This window comes from Duganella zoogloeoides, from assembly GCF_034479515.1.
Lineage (GTDB): Bacteria > Pseudomonadota > Gammaproteobacteria > Burkholderiales > Burkholderiaceae_D > Rugamonas > Rugamonas zoogloeoides.
This window is the reverse complement of the sequence record NZ_CP140152.1, coordinates 723,855-743,920: the sequence shown is the minus strand read 5'-3', so window position 1 is coordinate 743,920 and position 20,066 is coordinate 723,855. Positions and strand designations below refer to the sequence as shown.

The window sequence follows — 20,066 nt, the reverse complement described above, 5'->3', positions numbered from 1 at the left end:
TCAGCGTACTGTCATACGCCTGTGCTCCCCAAGGCGGTATCGGGCCGCTCGCTGCCGTATTGCGAGCTCCCTGGTCAATACTCGATCAGCACATCCTGCGCGCCCAATTGCTGGCGCAGCGCTTGCTGCAAGTCGTCCGACGGCGCCACGCGCCACCCTTCTCCCAGTTGCACCGTGCACGCCACGCCCTGCGGCATGATGCGTGCCGACACCGGCAAGCCATCGGCATGGCGGTGCGGCGCCAGGACTTCCGCCATCTTGCGCACGTCGAGCGTGGTGGGCAGGGCCATCGCCAGTTGCTTGCCGTGCTTGACGCGGGCGCTGACGATATCGAACACTTTTTCCGCCGAGATGCGCAGGCCGCCCGAGAAGCGGTCTTCGGAGACCTTGCCAATCACTGCCAGGAACTCGTCTTCCTTGATCATGTGCTTGCACTCTTCGAACACCTCGGCGTACACAGTCACTTCCACCACCGCGCTCTTGTCGTCCAGGGTGACGATCAAGAGTTTACCGCGCTGTGTCATCTGCGGACGGATGCCGGTGATCACGCCGCACAGGATGCGCGGATCGCGCGACGGTTCCAGGTCGGCCAGCTTGGTGCGCGAGAAGCGGCGCGCCTCGGGCGCGAACGAATCGAACATGTGGCCGGACAGGTAAAAGCCCAGCGCCATCTTTTCCTCGGCCAGGCGCTGGCGGTCGGTGAAGATTTCGGCCTTGACGTAGTCCGGTGGCGGTTCCAGGTCGCTGTCATCGCCGCCGAACAGGCTGACCTGGTTGGCCGATTTCAGTTGCTGGTCGGCGTACTCCATGGCGAAGCTGACCGACGCCAGCAAAATCGCGCGATCGACGTTCAGGCAGTCAAAAGCGCCGGCGCGGATCAGCGACTCGATGGTGCGGCGGTTGATCTGTTTTTTATCGACGCGCTTGCAGAAGTCGAACAGGCTGACAAACGGCCCGTCGGCCTTGCGCGCGGCGATGATCGCCTCGATGGCGTTCTGGCCCGCGCCCTTGCAGGCGCCGAGGCCGTAGCGGATTTGCGTGACCTTTTTGCCGGTGACCGACGGCGGCGGACCGTCCGGCACGAAGCGGTACTGCGACTGGTTGATATCGGGCGGCAGGATGGTGAGGCCGCAGATGTCGATCGCGTCCTCGACCAGGATCTTGACCTTCTCGGTATCTTCCATGGCCAGCGACATATTGGCTGCCATGAACGCGGCCGGATGGTGCGCCTTGAGATATGCAGTGTGGTACGACAGCAGCGCGTACGCGGCGGCGTGCGATTTATTGAAACCGTAGCCCGCGAACTTTTCCATCAAGTCGAAGATCTCGTCGGCCTTCTGCGCCGACAGGCCGTCCTTGGCGGCGCCGGCGCGGAAAATCTCGCGGTGCTCGGCCATCTCTTCGGCCTTCTTTTTACCCATCGCGCGGCGCAGCATGTCGGCGCCGCCCAGCGAGTAGCCGCCGACGATCTGGGCCATCTGCATCACCTGCTCCTGGTACACCATGATGCCGTAGGTTTCGGACAGAATCGACTCGGTGCGCGGATCGGGATAGTCGAATTTTTCGCCGTGCTTGCGCTTGCAGAAGTCCGGGATCAGGTCCATCGGCCCCGGGCGGTACAAGGCGACGAGCGCGATGATGTCCTCGAAGCGGTCGGGCCGCGCATCCTTCAACATGCCCTGCATGCCGCGCGACTCGAGCTGGAATACCGCGACCGTCTTGGCCTTGGTGAGCAGGTCGTACGACGGCCTGTCGTTCAGCGGCAGCTTGGCCAGGTCGAAATCTTTTTCGACCGGGTCGAGCGCCTTGATGTAGCGCACCGCGCGGTCCAGAATGGTCAGCGTGGTCAGGCCCAGGAAGTCGAACTTGACCAGGCCCACGGCCTCGACGTCGTCCTTGTCGTACTGCGACACCACGCCGCCGTCGCCACCCTGGGTGTACAGCGGGCAGAAGTCGGTGAGCTTGCCCGGGGCGATCAGCACGCCACCGGCGTGCATGCCGATGTTGCGGGTGATGCCCTCGACCTGCTGCGCCAGGTCCAGCAGTTGCGCCACTTCCTCCTCGTTCTGCTGGCGTTCCTTGAGCATCGGTTCTTCTTCGATGGCCTCGGCAATCGACACCGGCTTGCCCGGCTTGAACGGGATCAGTTTCGACACGCCGTCGCAGAAGTTGTAGCCGAAGTCCATCACGCGGCCCACGTCGCGGATCGCGCCCTTGGCCGCCATGGTACCGAACGTGGCGATCTGCGAGACCGCGTCGCGGCCGTACAGGTCCTTCACGTGCTGGATCACCAGCTCGCGCTTTTCCTGGCAAAAGTCGATATCGAAGTCGGGCATCGAGACCCGTTCCGGGTTGAGGAAACGTTCGAACAGCAGGTTGTACTTGAGCGGATCGAGGTCGGTGATTTTCAGTGCGTAGGCGACCAGCGAACCGGCGCCAGAACCGCGGCCGGGACCGATCGGCACGTCGTTGTTCTTGCCCCACTGGATGAACTCGGCCACGATCAGGAAGTAGCCGGGGAACTTCATGTTGATGATGGTCTTGTTCTCGAAGTCGAGCCGCTCCTCGTACCGAGGCCGCTCTTTTTCGCGCCGCACCGGGTCGGGATACAGCTGCTCGAGCCGCTCTTCCAGCCCTTTTTTCGTTTCGGCGATCAGGAACTCGTCGATGGTCATGCCGGGCGTGGGGAAGTTGGGCAGCTGCGGCTTGCCCAAGGTAAGCGTGAGGTTGCAGCGCTTGGCGATTTCCACCGAGTTGTGCAGCGCGGCCGGCAGATCGTGGAACAGCTCGCGCATCTCCGCTTGCGTCAGGAAACGCATCTGCTCGTTGAACCTGCGCACGCGCTTGCCGTTGGCCAGCATTTCGCCCTCGGCAATACACACGCGCGCTTCGTGGGCGATGAATTCGTCCTTGGAAATGAACTGCACCGGGTGCGTGGCCACCACCGGCAGTCCCAGCTTGGCGGCCAGCGACACCGCGTGCCGCACCTGCGCTTCCTGGTTGGCCTGGCCGGCGCGCTGGATTTCGATATAAAAATGGCCGGGGAAAATCTTGGCCCATTTTTGCGCGTTTTGCTCGGCCAGTTCCGGGTTGCCGTTTTCGATTGCCATGCCGACGTCGCCGAAGTGGGCGCCGGACAGGGCGATCAGGCCGTTGGCCGGCGAATCGCCGGGCAGCAGCGCGTATTGCTGGTTGACCAGGTTGGCCAGCCACTCGGTGCGGATCTCGGCGCGGCCCTTGTACTGGTTGGTGAGCCAGGCTTGCGACAGCAGTTCGCACAGCTGCAGGTAGCCCATGCGGTTCTTGGCCAGCAGCATCAGACGCGATGGTTTGTCGCGGTTGTCGTCATTGGTGATCCACACGTCGACACCGACCACCGGCTTGACGCCCTTGCCGCGCGCGGCCTTGTAGAACTTGACCATGCCGAACATATTGGACAGGTCGGTAACCGCCAGCGCCACCTGCTTGTCCTTGGCGGCGGTCTTGACCAGGTCGTCGATGCGCACCAGGCCATCGACGATCGAGTACTCGGAGTGGACCCGCAGGTGGACAAAAGCCGGTCCGGCAGGCACTACCGCACCCTCGTCGGGCGCAATGACAGTTCCTGCCGCTTGTTCGTTTGCTACCATGTTCATACGCTGCTCGATGCTGGTTCAGTAACCCGCTATTTTACCGCGCAACGGCCTGGCCCGGGCGGCGCCCATGCTTGTCGTCCGGCATTTTGCGTATAATGTCGCCTTCCCTCTTTTTTGATCCTGAACCGATCGATTACCACCATGTCCGCTAATACTGCTTTACAAGCTGAAGCGCATGCTGGCGCTCCTGTCGCCGCTGCCGCTACCGCTCCCCACGTCAATATCGCTGCCTACAAATTCATCACGTTCGACGATACCGAAGCGATGCGGCCGCAATACCAGGACATCTGCGCGCGCCTGGGCCTCAAGGGCACCATCCTGTTGACCCCGGAAGGCATCAATATGTTCCTGTCCGGCCCGCGCGCCAACATCGACGAATTTCTGGCGTGGGTGCGCAGCGATGCCCGCTTTGCCGACCTGGAAGTGAAAGAAAGCTTGTCGTCCGAGCAGTCGCACAAGCGCATGCTGGTCAAGATCAAAAAAGAAATCATCACCATGCGCATGCCGCTGATCAAGCCGGAAGAAGGCCGCGCGCCGTTCGTCGAGGCGCACACGCTCAAGCGCTGGCTCGACAACGGCGTCGACGACCAGGGCAAGCCGGTGGTGATGGTCGACACCCGCAACGATTTCGAAGTGGACGTGGGCACGTTCGACAACACGGTCGATTACCGCATCAAGAAATTCACCGAGTTCCCGGACCTGATCGCCGCCCACAAGGACGACTTCGAAGGCAAGACCGTGGTGACCTTCTGTACCGGCGGCATCCGCTGCGAAAAGGCCGCGATCCACATGCAGAATATCGGCTACGACAATGTGTACCAGCTCGAAGGCGGCATCCTCAAATACTTCGAGGAAGTAGGCGGCGCCCACTACACGGGCGACTGCTTCGTGTTCGACTACCGCACCGCGCTCAACCCGCAACTGCAACCGACCGAAACCGTGCAATGCTTCGTCTGCCGCGCCGTGGTCACCCCGCGCCAGCAACTGGCGCCCGAATACGTCTACGAAAAATCCTGCCCCGCCTGCTACCAAGGCTAAATTCGGGGTCAGAGGCTAAATTCGGGGTCAGTGCCGACATTCGGACACGAACTAAACCATACGGTTGTTCGGCTCGTGTCTAAATGTCGGCACTGACCCCGAAGTTCAGGCTTCTGACCCCGAAGTTCAGGCTTCGTTTTCGAGCATGCTGATACGGACCAGGTCGGCGACGTTGTCCACGCCCAGCTTGGCCATCAGGCGGGCTTTGTGGACTTCCACCGTGCGCACGCTGATACCGAGGGCGGGGCCGATTTCGCGGTTGTGGCGGCCCAACACCACCAGCTCCATCACTTCGCGTTCGCGCGGCGTCAGTTCGCCCAACAGGCTGGCGTGGCGGCTGCGGCGCTGCTGCTCGTGCTGTTCGCTGCGCGCGCGCGACAGCGCTTCGTCGATGGCGGCGATCAGCTTGGCGTCGTCGAACGGCTTTTCCAGGAAATCGACAGCATCGGCCTTGAAGGCGGCGCGCGCGGTGCCCACGTCGCCGTGACCGCTCATGATGATGAAGGGGATGCGGCAGCCCTGCCGCGCCAGTTCCTGCTGCAAGGCCAGCCCGTCCATGCCCGACATGCGGATGTCGAGCAGCAGGCAGCCGCGCCAGTTGGGTTGCCAGGTTTGCAGGAATGCTTCGCCGCTGGAAAACACGGCGGTACGGTAACCGCGCACGCCCAACAACAACCCCAGTGCGTCGCGCACGGACGGGTCGTCATCGACGATGTAGACGGTCAGGTTGTGGACGCTTTGTTCGAACGCGTCCGGATTATGCAGCGACATGATGCTCTGGCTCCTCGGCGCGTGCCAACGGCAGCGCCATTTTAAATATTCCCTTGTCTCCAACCTCGGCCCACAGTGCACCGCCGTGGGCCTCCATGATGGCCCGGCTCAGCACCAGGCCCAGTCCCAGTCCGCTGGCCTTGGACGAGACGAACGGCTCGAACAGGCGCGCGGCCAATGCCTGCGACACGCCCTTGCCGCTGTCCTCGATCATCAAGTGCAGGCAGGCACGCCGCTCCGATGCCTGCCGGCCCCTGGCGCCGCGCCCGCCCTTGCCGGCTGCATCCACCCGCCAGCCCGACACCGTGATGCGGCGCGCACCGGCCGGCTGTTCCTGCACCGCTTCCAGTGCATTGGCCAGCAGATTGCGCAGCACCAGCTCGACCTGCAGCCGGTCCACCTGTACCTGCAAGGCCGGCACCGCCTCGATATTGAGCACCACTTCGCGCTCGCGCAACTGCGCCATGAACTGCTGGCTGACGCCCGCCACCAGGTGGCGCGCATCGACCGCCTCGAGCTTCATGGCGCCGGTGCGGAAAAAATCGCGCAGGCGCCGCACCACTTCGGCAGCCCGGCTCGACTCGGCGATCATGCGCTGCACCACGCTCTTGAGCATGGCGCCGCTCTCGCCCCGTTCGAGCAGGAATTCGCAGGCCTTGCCGTAAGTCCCCAGCGCGGTCAGCGGCTGGTTCAGTTCGTGCGCCAGGGCGGCCGCCATTTCGCCGGCCGCCGCCAGCCGCAACGACTGCTTCAAGTCGCTCGACACCTGGCGCAATTCATCGACCACGATGCCGATCGAAAAGCCCACCAGCGCCAGCACCACGTCGAGCATTTGCAGCTCGTGCACGGCGATATCGCCGGCGTGGTTGAGCTTGACCAGCGCACCGATACCCGCCTGCAGGACGAACACCATCAGTGCCGTGCCATACAGGCCCTGGCGCGAGGCCGCCCACACCACCGGCAGGAACAGGAAATAGAAATCCTTGAATTCCGACGTCGCGATGCTGCCGAACACCAGGGTCAGCACGCCGATCGCCAGCACCAGGTAGCCCAATGTTTCCAGGTTCCACACCGTATCACGCAAGCGCTGACGGGTCGGTGCGCTGGCCAGCATCCAGATCAGCGGCATCGACACCACCACCCCCACCATGTCGCCGATGCCAAAGCGCAGCACCGCCGTGCTCCAGTTGCCGGCCGGAATCAGGCCGGTGGCGGACAGCAGGCTGATATACACGAGGTCGTTGAGCAGCGAGCCCACGGCCACGATCGCCACCCACTGGAACAGGCGCCCCCGGCTGTCGAACAGGCCGTTGCTGCCGAAGGTACGGCGCAGCGCTTCGCCCATCAGTCCGTAGCCCACGGTCAGCCACACCGACAGCAGCACCGTGAGCAGCAGGCCGGCCGGCATGCCGCGCACCAGGATTTCGCCGAGCGTCAATGCAATAAACCACGGCAGCGCCGCGCGCCAGCCATGGCGCAGCCAGAACACCAGTCCCAGCGACGGATCGGGATTCCAGGGCGTGATGTTGAGACCGTACAAAGGGTCGATGTAGGTGGCCCAGTCGAACAGCAAGTACAGCGCAATAAAGGCTGGAAACTGCAAAGAGCGAAGGGAAAACGCGGACCGCGACCAGGACATAGTGTAAAGATTTGTATCGTATTGTAGCATTATGCCTCGGCACCCATCAACGCGCAGCGCTTTTTACAACTAAGGGTTACCCTTAGCAACCCTTGTTTCCGCCCTTCACACCGCCCCGTGCAGTCTCCTTCGACATGCGGGAAGACCCTTACGCTGGCGCCCCAATTGTCAGCCCCGAGACGCAGGCCTACCATCGGTTCCTTGCGGTATGAACACCGCGTGTACCACAAGGAAACATGATGTCGATCACATTGCACTCAGGCACGGTAGGCCTGACCGGGCTGCGCCGCTTGCGCGAGACCATCAAATTGTCCGCGCGCGCGCTGCTGCACCGCGAAGCGGTGGATGGCTGGTTGCATTTGCTGAACTCGGCGCCGTTGTTTGCCGACCTGGTCGCGGACCATCCGCGCATGATCTACAAGGTATTCCGCCCCTATTTCAGCAATACCATGGGTTACCAAGCGCGCCTCACTCTGTTGAGCGAACACTACCGCTTCATCCTGCGCCAGGGCCTGGGCCCGCTGACGGCGCTGGCGTCGAAAGACCGGGTAGTGCTGGCGCGCGTGACCAGCAAGAACGGCCTGCCCTATCATATCCAGCTGGCGGCGGTCGAGCCGATGGAACGCGAAGGCGAACTGGTTCTGCAGCTGGTACACGGCCACGAGGTGATCTACAACTGCGCGTTCTCGTTCCACCAGGGTGAGCGCGGCATGGTGCTCGGCGTCGGCTGCATGCAAGGCCCGCGCGGCGACCACGGCCTGCAAGTGATCAAGGATGCCACCCGCGAACTGCACGGCCTGCGCCCGAAAAACATGATGATCAAGCTGCTGGGCCAGATCGGTATCGTGCTCGGTTGCGTGGAACTGCGTCTGGTGGGCAACGCCAACCGCACCGTGTGCCGCTCTTTACGCCAGGGCAAGGTGCATGCTGACTACGACGCGCTGTGGCAGGAACTGGACGCCACCCCGCGCGCCGACGGCGACTACCGCCTGCCCTGCCTGCCACTGGCAGAATTGGACCTGGCGGCGATCCCGTCGCGCAAGCGCTCGGAAGCGCGCAAGCGCCACGAAACCTTGACGGGCCTGGCCGACGACATCAGCGCCAGCCTGCGCGCTTCGCGCCAGCCTATCGCTGGCAGCAAGGGCAGCGCGCCTGCCGCTGTCGTCCATGAACACGAGGGTTACGCGCTGGCGTAACCGTTCACCCCGCTAAGTGCATCCGATGCATCAGCGGAAATACGCCGCCACCTCGCGCAAGGCGTCGGCATCGAGCACACCGGCCGCCGCCCGCAACTTCAGCATTGCCAGCAAATAGCTGTACCGCGCCTGCGCCTGGTCGCGCCGGCTGGTATACAGCTGCTGCTGGGCGTTGAGCAGGTCGAGGTTGATGCGTACGCCGCCCTTGATGCTTTGTTCGGTAGCCGTCACCAGCATGGCGCCCGACGCCACTGCCTTGTCGAGCGCGCGCAGCCGCGCCACGCTGGAGACCACCACCGCGTGCTGCTTGCGCAATTCCACCAGGACCTTGTCGGTCGTCGCCTGCTGGTCGGCCTTGGCCTTTTCGGTGGCGGCCACCGCCTGGCGCGTGCCCGCGCTCACCGCGCCGCCTGCATACAGCGGCACATTGATCTGGAAGCCGATCGACTTCTGTTTCGAATCCTGGTTCAGGGTGTTGAGCGTGTCCGAATTGTTCTTGGCGTAGCTGGCCACCAGGTCCACCCGTGGCGTGTGGCCGGCGCGGGCCTTGTTGATTTCCTCGCGCGACGACGCCACCGCGAACTGCATGGCGATGATGTCGGGATTCTGGCGCAGCGCGATCTCGCGCCACTCGTCGAAGCGGATCGCCGCATCGGGTGCCAGGCGGAAGTCGGCCGCCACATCATCGACCGCGTGGACTTCCTGGCCGACGATGGCCGACAGCGCGGCCAGCGTGGTTTGCACATTGTCCTGCGCTTCGAGCACCTGCGCTTCGGCCAGGTCGAGCCGGGCTTCGGTTTCCAGCATGTCGGTTTTGGTGCCCTCGCCTTTTTCGAACAGGCGGTTGTTGACCGCGCGCTGCTCGAGGTACACGTCGCGCTGCACTTCGGCCAGGCGCAGCTGGGTGTTGGCGAACAGCGCCTCGGTGTAGGAACCGGCCAGGCGCAGGATCAGCTCCTGCTTGCGCGACGCAAACACCGCCGTGGCGTAGTCGGTCTGCCACAGCCCCTGGTGGTAGCGCGCGATCGCTTCCAGGCTGAACACGGGCTGGCGCACCTGCACCACCGCCGACTTGCTGCGGTACTCGAGTTCGCGCGACGGCGTTTCGATGCCGTTGGTGATGTACACCACGTCGGCCTCCACCCGGCTGTTGGAATAGCTGGCCGACACGCTGGGCAGCAAGGCCGAGCGGCCCAGCACTTCGCTTTCGATGCCCGACGCATATTCGTGGGTGGCGGCGCGGTAGGTCGGGTCGTTGTGCAGCGCCGACTGGTATGCCTGCATCAGGCTGATGGCGTGGGCGCTGCCCGCGTGCAGCAAGGTCAACATGAAAATCGTTGGAGCGACAGGCTTCACTCAGTCCTCCGACAGCGAGGTTTTGGCGCGGTCGATCACCGGTTTCAACAGGTAATTCATCATGGTGCGCTCGCCGGTCTTCACAAAAATTTCCACCGGCATGCCGGGCCGCACGTCCATGCGGTGCTGGGCGATCATGCGGGTGCCGGCCGGCGTCACCTTTACCCGCACCTTGTAGGTGGCCGCGCCGGTGCGCTCGTCCACCGCGCGGTCGGCTGCCACGTGTTCCACCACGCCGTCGATGTGCGGCGTGCGGTTCGAGTTGAAGGCCGAGAAAATCAGCTCCACCGGCAGCCTGGTATGCACGCGGTCGATCAGGTTGACCGGCAGCAGCCCTTCCACCACCAGGCCGTCGTCGGCCGGCACGATGTCGAGCAGGCGCGCGCCGGGGGCCACCACGCCGCCCCGCGTAAACACGTTCAGGCCCACCACGATGCCGCCCACCGGCGCGCGGATGTCGGCGTTGGCCAGGTCGTAGTCGAGCGAGAGCATGCGGCCCGCCAGCGCGTCCGCTTCTTTCTGGGCGTCGTACAGCGCCGAGCGCACCTCCTTCTGGTATTCCTGGGTGCGCTGCACGCGGCGCAGCGACAACTCCAGCACCTGGCGCTGGCCCCGGCTGATGTTGCCGATGTCTTCCGAGATGGCGCCGTTGACCTGGGCGTAGGTGCGCTCCACTTCCAGCAGGCGCGAACGGGCGATATAACCCTCCTTGGCCAGGTCGCGCATGTTCTCGACCTGCTCCTTGAGGAACGCCAGCTGCTGCACCTTGGATTCGCGCGACTCTTCCAGGCCCCGGGTCTGGGCGCGCAGGCCGGCGATGTTTTCATCGACCGCCGCCAGCTCGTTCTTGAGCGCCGACTCGCGTGCGCTTTTCAGCTGCTGCTGGACTTCGAATACTTCGGCCGTGCGCGGGTCCGCCTTGTACGCTTGCAGCGACGCCGGGAACGCGATGGCCTTGCCGTCGCGCTCGGCCACCAGGCGCGCCTCGGCCGCGCGCGCGGCCAGGTACTGCACGCGCGCCACTTCCACCTGCGACTTGGGTGCGATGTCGCTCATGCGGACCAGCAATTGGCCGGCCTTGACGATATCGCCGTCCTGCACCAGGATCTCGTTGACGATGCCGCCGTTCTGGTGCTGGATGGTCTTGCGATTACCCTCCTTGGCCACCGTGCCCGGCATCGGCACGCCCTTTTCCAGCGGCGCCAGCGTGGCCCACAGGAAGAAGCCGCCCACGCCCAGCAACACTACCAGCCAGCCCAGCTTGCCGTAACCGCTGGCGTCCGTGTGCACGGTCAAGGGCGACACATCGTGGCTGACCACGTCGGAGGCCAGCGCCTTCGAATCCGAATTCAATAATTTCATGGTTGCTCCTGGGCGGGCGCCGGCGCGGCTGGTACGGGAGGTTGCGGCTGCGCCGGGGCGGCTGGCTGCTGGGCCTGCGCATGCGCCTGCATCTGTTTCTGGTTTTTCTCTTGCAGCGCCTGCAGCACCTGCTTGGTCGGGCCGAACAGCTCGACCGCGCCGTCGCGCAACAGCAGCAACTTGTTGGTGATGCCGATGGCGCTGGTGCGGTGGGTGATCAGCACGATGGTCTTGCCGCGTGCGCGCAAGTCGTTCACGGCCGCCAGCAAGGCATGCTCGCCGGCGTCGTCGAGGTTGGAGTTCGGCTCATCGAGCACCAGCACGGCCGGGTCGCCATACATGGCGCGCGCCAGCCCCAGGCGCTGCTTCTGGCCGCCGGACAGGCCGGCGCCGCCATCACCGAGCGGCGTGTCGTAGCCTTGCGGCAGGCGCAGGATCATGTCGTGCACGCCGGCACGCTGCGCCGCCAGCACCACCTTGTCGGCCGCGACCTCGCCGAAGCGGGCGATGTTCTCGCCCACCGTGCCGGCAAACAGTTCGATATCCTGCGGCAGGTAACCGAGGTGCGGACCCAGCTCGGCCTTGTTCCATTGATAGATGTCGGCGCCATCGAGGCGCACCTTGCCCAGCGCGGCTGGCCACACACCCACCAGCAGGCGCGCCAGCGTGGTCTTGCCCGAGCCGCTGGGGCCGATCACGCCAACCACGTCACCAGGCATCAGGCCAAACGACACACCGCGCAGCAGGGTCACCTGGCCGCCGGGCGCCACCGCGCTCACGCCTTCCACCGTCAGCGTGCCGGTGGGCTTGGGCAGCGGCATGCCCGCCTTGCGCGCCGGATTACCGTCGAGCAGTTCGAGCAGCCGGCCATACGAGCTGCGGGCGCCGGCATAGGTTTTCCATACCGCGATCACCTGCTGCACCGGCGCCAGCGCGCGGCCCAGCAGGATCGAGGCGGCAATCATCATGCCCGGCGTGATCTTGTTTTCCAGCACCAGCAACGCGCCATAGCCAAGCACCAGCGATTGCAACGCGATCTGCACGAACTTGGTGGCGGCCGCCACCAGCCCGGCCTTTTCGCTGGCCTCGCCCTGCAGGTGCAGGAATTTGCCGTGCAGCTTGAACCAGCGGCCCATCAGGTTGGGCAGCATGCCCATCGACTCGATCACTTCGGCATTGCGCAGGTTGTTGGTCGCCAGCGAGGCCGAGGCGATCGACAGGGTATTGGCTTCGGCCAGCGGCTTTTTCGACACGCGCTCGTTGAGGAAGGCCAGCGCCACCAGGATCGCCGTGCCGCACAGCGCGAACACGCCCAGGCCCGGCTCGAAAATGAAAATCACGACCAGGTAGATCGGGAACCACGGCGCGTCGAAAAACGCGAACAGCGCGCTGCCGGTGAGGAACTGGCGGATATTGGTCAGATCGCTCAAGGCCTGGCCCGCGTTGCCGCCTGTGCGCCGCAAATTCTGCTCGAAGGCGGCGGTGTACACCCGCTTGTTGAGTTCCATGTCGAAGCGGGCGCCGACGCGCACCAGGATGAAGCTGCGCACCAGTTCAAGCACGCTGATCATCAGGTAGGCGCCCAGGATCATCACCGTCAGCATCAGCAAGGTGGTCTCGTTGCGGCTGGTCAGCACGCGATCATAGACTTGCAACATGTAAAGCGACGGCGCCAGCATCAGCAGGTTGGTGATGGCGCTGAATGCGCCCACCGTGAAAAAGGCGCGTTTGAGCGTGGAGAGGACGTCGGTGATTTCGTTACTGGGCGGAGAGAATTTGTTTTTCATTATCGAATAAGTTGTGACGAATCAACTCCACTGGGTCGGCGGGGCCATTATCGCTCACAAAATTCCCTGAAAATTCACAATTTCCCACACGGGCCGCCATACACACGCCCAGCCTCAATTTACTTGGAGCATCTGTTGGAAATTGGCACACAAATGTGCTTGGGTACGCTAAAAGAGCGCCTGACGTCACCTTCAGAGCAAGGCGCAGCGACGAAGACTGTACGAATGTACGGCGAGGAGCTGCAACGCAGCTATGGAGGTGACGTCAGGCGCTCTTAGCGGGTGGTTGTGGTACGCCAGGTTGCCACGCCGGAAACGGTCCTGCTCGGGGTCAGCGCGCCTTCGAACAGGTAAGTCGCACCGCCATTACCGCCCAGCGCGCCATTGACCTGCATTGCGCCCGGCTGTGCGGTGCGGGTGACGCTGCCGAACTGGCCATCCTTGGCCAACTGGCCAGCGGCGGACAGGCGGTAGCTGGCGTCCTGGTCGCGTACATTGACGCTGGTGGCAAACGTGGCCTTGGCAAAATCGACCGTCAGGCGGCCGTCGGACAGGCTGGCGGCCGTGCGCTGGCCGGTACCGGCATCGCGCACATAGGCTTCGCTGGCGGCCAGGGCGAAGCCGGCGCTGCCGCGCGCCGGCGTCACGTACGGCGTACCGTCTTCGCCACGGAACAGTACATAAACCTCGTTGGCGGCCAGGCGCCGGGTACCGCTGGTCGCGACGGCCCCGGACAAATTCTCGAGGGTGGCGTTGGGCGCGCGGTCGATGACTTTTTCCCAGCGCCCCCAGCTGACCACTTGCGGCTGGGCGGCCAGGTCGGGCGGGCGCACATTGCCGGTGGCGCCGAACTGCGGCAACCTGGCCTGCAGGTCGCCGCTCTTGCGGGCGTCGAGGTCGGGGTTGACACCGGTGGCCACCATGGTGCCGGCCATGGCCGAAGACTCGACACGGGCGTCGGCCAGACCGGCGACCGGACCAGCGGCATTGGCGAGGTTGGCAAGATTGGCAGTATTGAACGCAGGCGTGCCCAGGTTTCCTTGGGTAGCCGTAGTGCTTATTTCGCGAGCGAAACGCGCTTCGGTTTCTGGCCGCACGATCACCAGGCGCTGATCGGCAGTGCGGATATACAAGTAGCCGTCGCCGCCGGTGCGCAAGCGGTCGCCGTCCCGGACCGTTGCGCCGACGCGGGCGGGATCGCCTTCCACCTCGGCCTGGCCGGCGACAAACACGATTTGTCCAGGCTCGGCGGCATGCGCCTGCGCTGCCAGCAGCGCCGCGATAATGAAGGTGAGTTGACGCGCCATGATGGAATTCCGGTGGATGATGCGTATGCCCGGATCTCGGGCGTACGCCATAACGCGTATTTTACCGAAATTAATTTCTGACAAGACAGTCGTTACACTTTGTATCAATCCTTGTCACCAGCCGTGACCGTCGATTCGGCAATTCCAGGCAGGTACGTTATACTGCCCGACCATTGCGCCGATTCCGGGGCGGCCAGTATTTACCCATCGATGACACTGCCAGGCTTCCTCCACCACCCGCTGTCGAAAACCGCCCCGCTGGCGATATGCGCGCTGGTCCTGTTGGCCGTGACAGGCGGCGCTGCCCGCGCCCAGACTGCAGACCTGGTGCAGGACCTGTACCGCGATGCCCTGCGGTCGATCGCCGAAGGCCGCCGCGACGACGCCACCGACGCCCTCGAACGCGTGATCGCCCAGGAGCCGCTGCACGCGGGCGCCTGGCTCGACCTGGCGCTGGTGCGCTGCGACCTGGGCAACATGGCCGAGGCCGAGCGCCTGTTCCAGGCCATCGAACAGCGTTTTGCACCGCCACCGGAAATCCGCGAACTGATCGCCCAGGCCCGCGCCGGCGGCTGCGCCGGCTGGCAACCGCGGCCGTTGTACAGCGTCTCCGTGGGACGCGGCCTGAGCCGCAATGTCAACCAGGGCGCCAACAGCGCAACGTACCAGCCGGTGGACGGCGGCGACGGCCTGGTGCTGCTGCCCGACTTTTTACCCCGGCGCGACCAGTACACGGCGCTGTCGGCCGACTATATCCGCGACCTCACGCCCAACGGCACCCAGGGCTTCGTGCAATTCCAGGGCCGCCGCCACGACCGCCTGCACGACTACGACAGCTATTCGCTGTTCGCCGGCATCGATACGCCGTGGCGCATCAAACGCTGGAAACTGCGCACCACCGCCACTGTCGGTTACGCGACGCTGGGCAGCCAGTTGTACCAGCGCCAGCTCCAGCTGCAAGCGCAGCTGATGCCGCCGCTGCCGCTGCCCAAGACCCTGCAACTGTCGCTGCACACGGGCGTGACCCACGTCGATTACCAGACCCTCGACAATTTTCGCGGCACCACCGGCGAAGTGCGCAGCCAGCTGACCTGGCGCAGCGGCAACCAGTACGCCAGCGCCAGCTTCGGCCTGCTCGACGACAAGGCCGCCGAACAGCGTCCCGGCGGCAACCGCCACGGCAACAGCCTGTCGCTGCAATACCGGCAACTGCTTGGCGCCGGCACGGGCGAGCTTGGCTATACGCGCCAGACCTGGCGCAGCGCCAGCGCCTATGCGGAGGGCCTGATTGACGAGACCCGGCGCCAGCAGGCGCATATGTTGCGAGGCGCTTTTACCTACCCGCTGGGCAAGAGCCACAACCTGGTGGTCGAAGCGCGGCGCATCCACAACCGCGAAAACATCTCGATCTTCCAGTACGACGATACCCAATTGCAACTGAGTTGGCAGTGGCTGGGACCGTGATCAGCCCCTTCCCGGAGATTTAGTTACAGCGCGTAACAAGCTGTTACAACATATTAAGCTGGCAACTGGCTGCTATATAATCTTTCGATCATTATTGCAGGACTCTTATGGTCGTCGCCCCTTCACCACTGTTGCTGCCGCCTTGTGCCGGCGCCATGATTTCATGAGCATCATGCTGCGTGCGCTGTGGCACAGCCGTGGCTTCATCGGGGGTAGTGTCCAGCGCGATTTCCAGTCCCGCTATCGCAACACCATGCTCGGTGCCGCCTGGACCGTGCTCAATCCGCTGGCGATGATCGTGGTCTATACCGTGATTTTCTCGCAGGTGATGCAGAGCAAGCTGCCAGGCGAGGTCAGCCGCTTCGGCTACAGCATTTACCTGTGCGCCGGCATCCTGTCATGGGGCCTGTTTGCCGAGATCGTCACGCGCGCGCAGAACATGTTCATCGACAACGCCAACCTGCTTAAAAAGGCCAACTTCCCGCGCATCTGCCTGCCGGCCATCGTGGCCAGCAACGCGCTGGTCAACTTCGCGATTATTTTTGGCCTGTTTACCGTCTTCCTGCTGGTATCGGGCCAGTTCCCCGGTGCCGTGTACGCGCTGCTGCTGCCGCTGCTGGTGCTGGAAGTGGCGCTGGCGATCGGGCTGGGCCTGGTGCTGGGCGTGCTCAATGTGTTCTTCCGCGACGTCGGCCAGTTTTTCCAGATCTTTATCCAGTTCTGGTTCTGGTTGACGCCGGTGGTGTACCCGGCCGCGATCTTGCCGCCCGCGCTGCGCGACTTGCTGGTGTTCAATCCCATGGCAGCAGTGACGGGCGGCTTCCAGGACGTGCTGCTGCACGGCCGCGCGCCCGACTGGGCCGGCCTGCTGCCGGCAGCGCTGGGCGCGCTGGTGCTGTGCGTGCTGGGCCTGCGGCTGTTCCGCAAGCGCGCCGGCGAAATGGTGGACGAGCTGTGATGGGAGCCATTACCGTTGCCGGCCTGGGCAAGGCCTACAAACAATATCCGACGCGCTGGGCGCGCCTGGCCGAGTGGCTGCTGCCGTGGCGCGGCCCGCGCCACCGTGCCCACTGGATCTTGCAGGACATCGATTTTCATATCGCCGCCGGCGAGGCGGTGGCGCTGATCGGCATCAACGGCGCGGGCAAGAGCACGCTGTTGAAACTGATCACCGGCACTACCCTGCCCACCGTGGGCAGCGTGGCCACGCACGGCCGGGTGGCGGCCTTGCTGGAACTGGGCCTGGGTTTCCACCCGGACTTTACCGGCCGCCAGAACGTGCTCATGGCCGGCCAACTGATGGGCCTGGACGCCGCCCGCATCACCGCGCTGATGCCCGAGATCGAGGCGTTTGCCGGCATCGGCGACTACATCGACCAGCCGGTGCGCGTGTATTCGAGCGGCATGCAGATGCGCCTGGCGTTCAGCGTGGCCACCTGCGAGCGGCCCGACATCCTGATCGTCGACGAGGCGCTGGCGGTCGGCGACGTGTTCTTCCAGCAAAAATGTTTCGACCGCATCCGTGGTTTCACGGCGGCCGGCACCACCTTGCTGTTCGTCTCGCACAGCATGGGCACGGTGATGAATATCTGCGACCGCGCGCTGTATATCCGCCAGGGCCGGCTGGCCTTCGACGGCGCGCCGCGCACCGCCGCCGACCGCTACCAGGCCGAACTGCTGGGCCATGCGCCGGTCGATGCTGCCGATGCGGCGGCCTCCGCGCCGATACCGGTTGCACTTTCTGTCCCGACCGGGGCCCCGGCTGCGCCACCGGTCGATGCCGACCGCCTGCGCACGTCCGTCGCACTCTCCGGCAGCGACGGCAGCATCGTCACCGCGCACGCCGATTGCGTGGGCGCCGCTTTTGTCGATGCCGACGGCGTTGCGCTGACCAATATCGGCGCCGACCAGCAGGTACGCCTGCGCATCGATTACCTGGCCCACCGCGACCTCGACGATCCGCACGTGGGCTTCAAGATCCGCAACCGGCACGGCATCGTGCTGTTCGAAACCAATACCTATTGCATGCACCAGACCCCGGGGCCGGTCAGCGCAGGCGGCGTGCTGTCGGCCAGTTTTGTCTTTGCCATGCGCCTCGCACCGGAGGAGTACACGCTGACGGTTGGTTTGGGCAATGGCGGTTATGATGAAGGCAACTTCCGCGAGGTGCTCAATTACCTGCACGAGGTCAGCGCCTTCATGGTGCTGCCCGAGGCTGCGGCGATCCGCTGGTCCGGCATGACCAACCTGGCGCCACGGCTCGAATGCGCCACGCTGTAATGGAATCCAGAAAGAGTATCGTGACCTATTCCTCCCTTGAAGCGCAGCACCTGGTGCGCGCCCTGTATCGCGCCCTGCTGGGCCGCGAGGCCGACGCCGCCGGCCTGGCCTACTGGACCGACACCCTGGTGGACGGCCGCCTCGACCTGGCCGCGCTTACCACCGCGCTCACCGCCAGCGATGAATACCGCGCCACGCTGGCCCACCAGCACGCGCACGCCGGCCTGCGCACGCGCGTGGCCGCAGCCGCCGCCGCCGCGCTGGCCGGTTCACCGCTGCGCATCGTGGACGTGGGCGCGCAAATCCTGGCCGACGAACAGCACGTGTATGCGGCCCTGGCCGGCCACGGCCTGCCGTGCCACATCGTCGGCTTCGAACCGATCGCGGACAAGCTGACCGAACGGCGCCAGGCCGACGGCGCCACCGTGCGCATGTACCCGGACTTCATCGGCGACGGCAACAACCATACGTTCCACCTGAACGTGCCCGACGCGACGTCGTCGCTGCTGCCGTTCAATACTGCGCTCACCGGGCAGTTGGTGCATCTGAGCCAGCTACGCACGGCGCGCACCGGGCAGGTCGCCACCCGCACCCTCGACGACGTGCTGGACGATGACGCCACGGTGGACTTCCTCAAGCTCGACATCCAGGGCTTCGAATTGCCCGCGCTGCGCCATGCCGGCGCCGTGCTGGCCCGTACCAACGTGGTCCACTGCGAAGTGTCGTTTGCAGAGATCTACGCTGGCCAGGGCCTGTTCTCGGAAATTGAGCAACTGCTGCGCGGCCACGGCTTCGACTTCATCGACCTGTCCCACAGCTGCCGCTACGCCTACCACGGCCCGTTCGAGGGCAGCCGCGACCGCCTTGGCTGGGGCGACGCCGTGTTCTTCAGGCGCGCCGCCGGCCTGGCCGGGCGCGACCTGCTGGCCCAGGCGGCGATTGCGCTGCTGGTCTATGACAAGCCGTCGCTGGCGGCTGCGGTGGCCGGGCCGGCGCACGCCGCACTGTTTGCGCCGGAGGCTGCATGACACTGCGCATCCCCCTGATCTCGTACGCGCAGAACGGCGAAGACGTGCTGCTGTGGCGCGCACTGAACCGCATACAAAACGGTTTTTATATCGACGTCGGCGCCAACGACCCCGAGGAAAATTCGGTCACCCGGATTTTCTACGACGCCGGCTGGCGCGGCATCAACATCGAACCGATGCCGTCGTACCACGAAGTCTTCCTGCGCGAGCGCCCGCGCGACATCAACCTGGCGCTGGCCTGCGGCGCTGCCGACGGCAGCATCACGCTGTACGACACACCTACCGTCAACGGCTGGGCCTCGACCGATGCCGCCACCGCAGCCCTGCACCGCGCCGACGGCGTGTCCATCATCGAGCACCAGGTGCCCATGCGCACGTTGGCCGGCATCTGCGCCGAGCATGCGCCGGACGCCATCCATTTCCTCAAGATCGATGTCGAGGGCTTCGAAGCGGAAGTATTGCGCGGCATGGACCTGCGGCGCTGGCGGCCGTGGGTGCTGGTGATCGAAGCGACGCTGCCCGGCAGTCCCGTCACCAATCACGAGCAGTGGGAAGCGCTGGTGACATCGTGCGATTACCGGTACGCCTATTTCGATGGTCTCAACCGGTATTACGTGGCGGCCGAGCAGGCGCACCTGTTGCCTGCGCTGGCCGTCCAGCCCAATGTGTTCGACCATTACATCGTGCGCGATCTCGACCGCGCCCTGCACCGGGTGCAGGCGCTGGACGCCGAACTGGGGCGCATGACCGGCCTCGCGGCAGAACTGGTGCGCCTGCAGGGCGTCGCAGCCGAACTGGCCGAGGCGCGCGCGCGCCATGCAGAACTGGTGCAGGTGCACGACGGCCAAACCGCGTGGGCGCGCCAGCTTGAAGCGCAGTTGCAGGCAGCCCACGGCAGCTGGTCGTGGCGCCTGACCGCGCCGCTGCGCCTGTTCACGCCTGCGCGTGTGCGGCCGCAAGTGCGGCGCGCGCTGATGTGGCTGGCGCAGCGGCCGGCGCTGCGCGGCGCCGCGTTTGCTGTGCTGCGCCGCGTCCCGGGACTGGAAGCGCGCTTCCTGGCCTGGTATGCGCGGGTGCGCGGCAATCCCGACGCCGTGGTGCCGATGCTGGCCGACGTGCCGCCGGCACTGGCGCACCTGCCGCAGTCGGCCCGCCGCGTGCTGGCCGATCTCGAGCGTTCCGATTCCTTTTCCCGTCACTGAA

14 protein-coding genes are annotated in these 20,066 nt (G+C 64.9%); 7 read left to right on the top strand and 7 right to left on the bottom strand.

Features of this window, described 5'->3' with window-relative positions; translation table 11 throughout:
- Positions 1-74: 74 nt before the first annotated feature.
- Entirely contained in the window at positions 75-3,635 is a 3,561-nt protein-coding gene (gene dnaE, locus SR858_RS03285; RefSeq protein ID WP_019924804.1) for a DNA polymerase III subunit alpha, read from the bottom strand.
- A gap of 141 nt (positions 3,636-3,776) precedes the next feature.
- On the opposite strand from dnaE, the gene SR858_RS03280 reads away from it, so the two are divergent.
- Positions 3,777-4,673: a sulfurtransferase gene (locus tag SR858_RS03280; RefSeq protein WP_026637832.1), complete on the top strand. Its 897-nt coding sequence runs from the start codon at positions 3,777-3,779 to the stop codon at positions 4,671-4,673.
- A 126-nt stretch (positions 4,674-4,799) separates the two neighbouring features.
- On the opposite strand, the gene SR858_RS03275 is transcribed toward SR858_RS03280, so the two are convergent.
- Both SR858_RS03275 and SR858_RS03270 read right to left on the bottom strand, forming a co-directional pair.
- Entirely contained in the window at positions 4,800-5,444 is a 645-nt protein-coding gene (locus SR858_RS03275; protein ID WP_019924802.1) for a response regulator transcription factor, read from the bottom strand.
- Positions 5,431-7,047, bottom strand: a complete 1,617-nt coding sequence (locus SR858_RS03270) for an ATP-binding protein (protein ID WP_322534386.1) — start codon at positions 7,045-7,047, stop codon at positions 5,431-5,433. The genes SR858_RS03275 and SR858_RS03270 overlap by 14 nt, the downstream gene beginning before the upstream one ends.
- A 272-nt stretch (positions 7,048-7,319) precedes the next feature.
- Between SR858_RS03270 and SR858_RS03265 the strand changes: the two genes are divergently transcribed.
- Positions 7,320-8,279: a VirK/YbjX family protein gene (locus SR858_RS03265; protein WP_322534385.1), complete on the top strand. Its 960-nt coding sequence runs from the start codon at positions 7,320-7,322 to the stop codon at positions 8,277-8,279.
- 30 nt (positions 8,280-8,309) lie between these two features.
- Here the strand turns inward: SR858_RS03265 and SR858_RS03260 are convergent, their stop codons facing one another.
- The 4 genes from SR858_RS03260 to SR858_RS03245 all read right to left on the bottom strand — a co-directional run bounded on the left by SR858_RS03260 (position 8,310) and on the right by SR858_RS03245 (position 14,091).
- Positions 8,310-9,635: a TolC family outer membrane protein gene (locus SR858_RS03260; RefSeq protein ID WP_154820153.1), complete on the bottom strand. Its 1,326-nt coding sequence runs from the start codon at positions 9,633-9,635 to the stop codon at positions 8,310-8,312.
- On the bottom strand, positions 9,636-10,997 hold the full coding sequence (locus tag SR858_RS03255) for an HlyD family type I secretion periplasmic adaptor subunit (RefSeq protein WP_019924798.1): 1,362 nt from the start codon (positions 10,995-10,997) through the stop codon (positions 9,636-9,638).
- Positions 10,994-12,784 carry a type I secretion system permease/ATPase gene (locus SR858_RS03250; protein WP_019924797.1) on the bottom strand — a complete coding sequence of 597 codons (1,791 nt, stop codon included), beginning with the start codon at positions 12,782-12,784 and terminating at the stop codon, positions 10,994-10,996. Before SR858_RS03250 ends, SR858_RS03255 begins: the two co-directional genes overlap by 4 nt.
- Positions 12,785-13,059: 275 nt before the next feature.
- A complete protein-coding gene (locus SR858_RS03245; RefSeq protein ID WP_019924796.1) occupies positions 13,060-14,091 on the bottom strand; it encodes a hypothetical protein in 1,032 nt (343 codons plus the stop codon).
- 210 nt (positions 14,092-14,301) lie between these two features.
- Between SR858_RS03245 and SR858_RS03240 the strand changes: the two genes are divergently transcribed.
- The 5 genes from SR858_RS03240 (at position 14,302) to SR858_RS03220 (ending at position 20,065) form a co-directional block, all read left to right on the top strand.
- Positions 14,302-15,555, top strand: a complete 1,254-nt coding sequence (locus SR858_RS03240; RefSeq protein WP_019924795.1) for a tetratricopeptide repeat protein — start codon at positions 14,302-14,304, stop codon at positions 15,553-15,555.
- A 163-nt stretch (positions 15,556-15,718) separates the two neighbouring features.
- Positions 15,719-16,513 carry an ABC transporter permease gene (locus SR858_RS03235; protein WP_019924794.1) on the top strand — a complete coding sequence of 265 codons (795 nt, stop codon included), beginning with the start codon at positions 15,719-15,721 and terminating at the stop codon, positions 16,511-16,513.
- Positions 16,513-17,835: an ABC transporter ATP-binding protein gene (locus SR858_RS03230; protein WP_019924793.1), complete on the top strand. Its 1,323-nt coding sequence runs from the start codon at positions 16,513-16,515 to the stop codon at positions 17,833-17,835. Before SR858_RS03235 ends, SR858_RS03230 begins: the two co-directional genes overlap by 1 nt.
- Entirely contained in the window at positions 17,820-18,863 is a 1,044-nt protein-coding gene (locus SR858_RS03225) for an FkbM family methyltransferase (RefSeq protein WP_322534384.1), read from the top strand. The genes SR858_RS03230 and SR858_RS03225 overlap by 16 nt, the downstream gene beginning before the upstream one ends.
- A complete protein-coding gene (locus SR858_RS03220; RefSeq protein WP_019924791.1) occupies positions 18,860-20,065 on the top strand; it encodes an FkbM family methyltransferase in 1,206 nt (401 codons plus the stop codon). Before SR858_RS03225 ends, SR858_RS03220 begins: the two co-directional genes overlap by 4 nt.
- The last annotated feature ends 1 nt before the right edge of the window (position 20,066 follow it).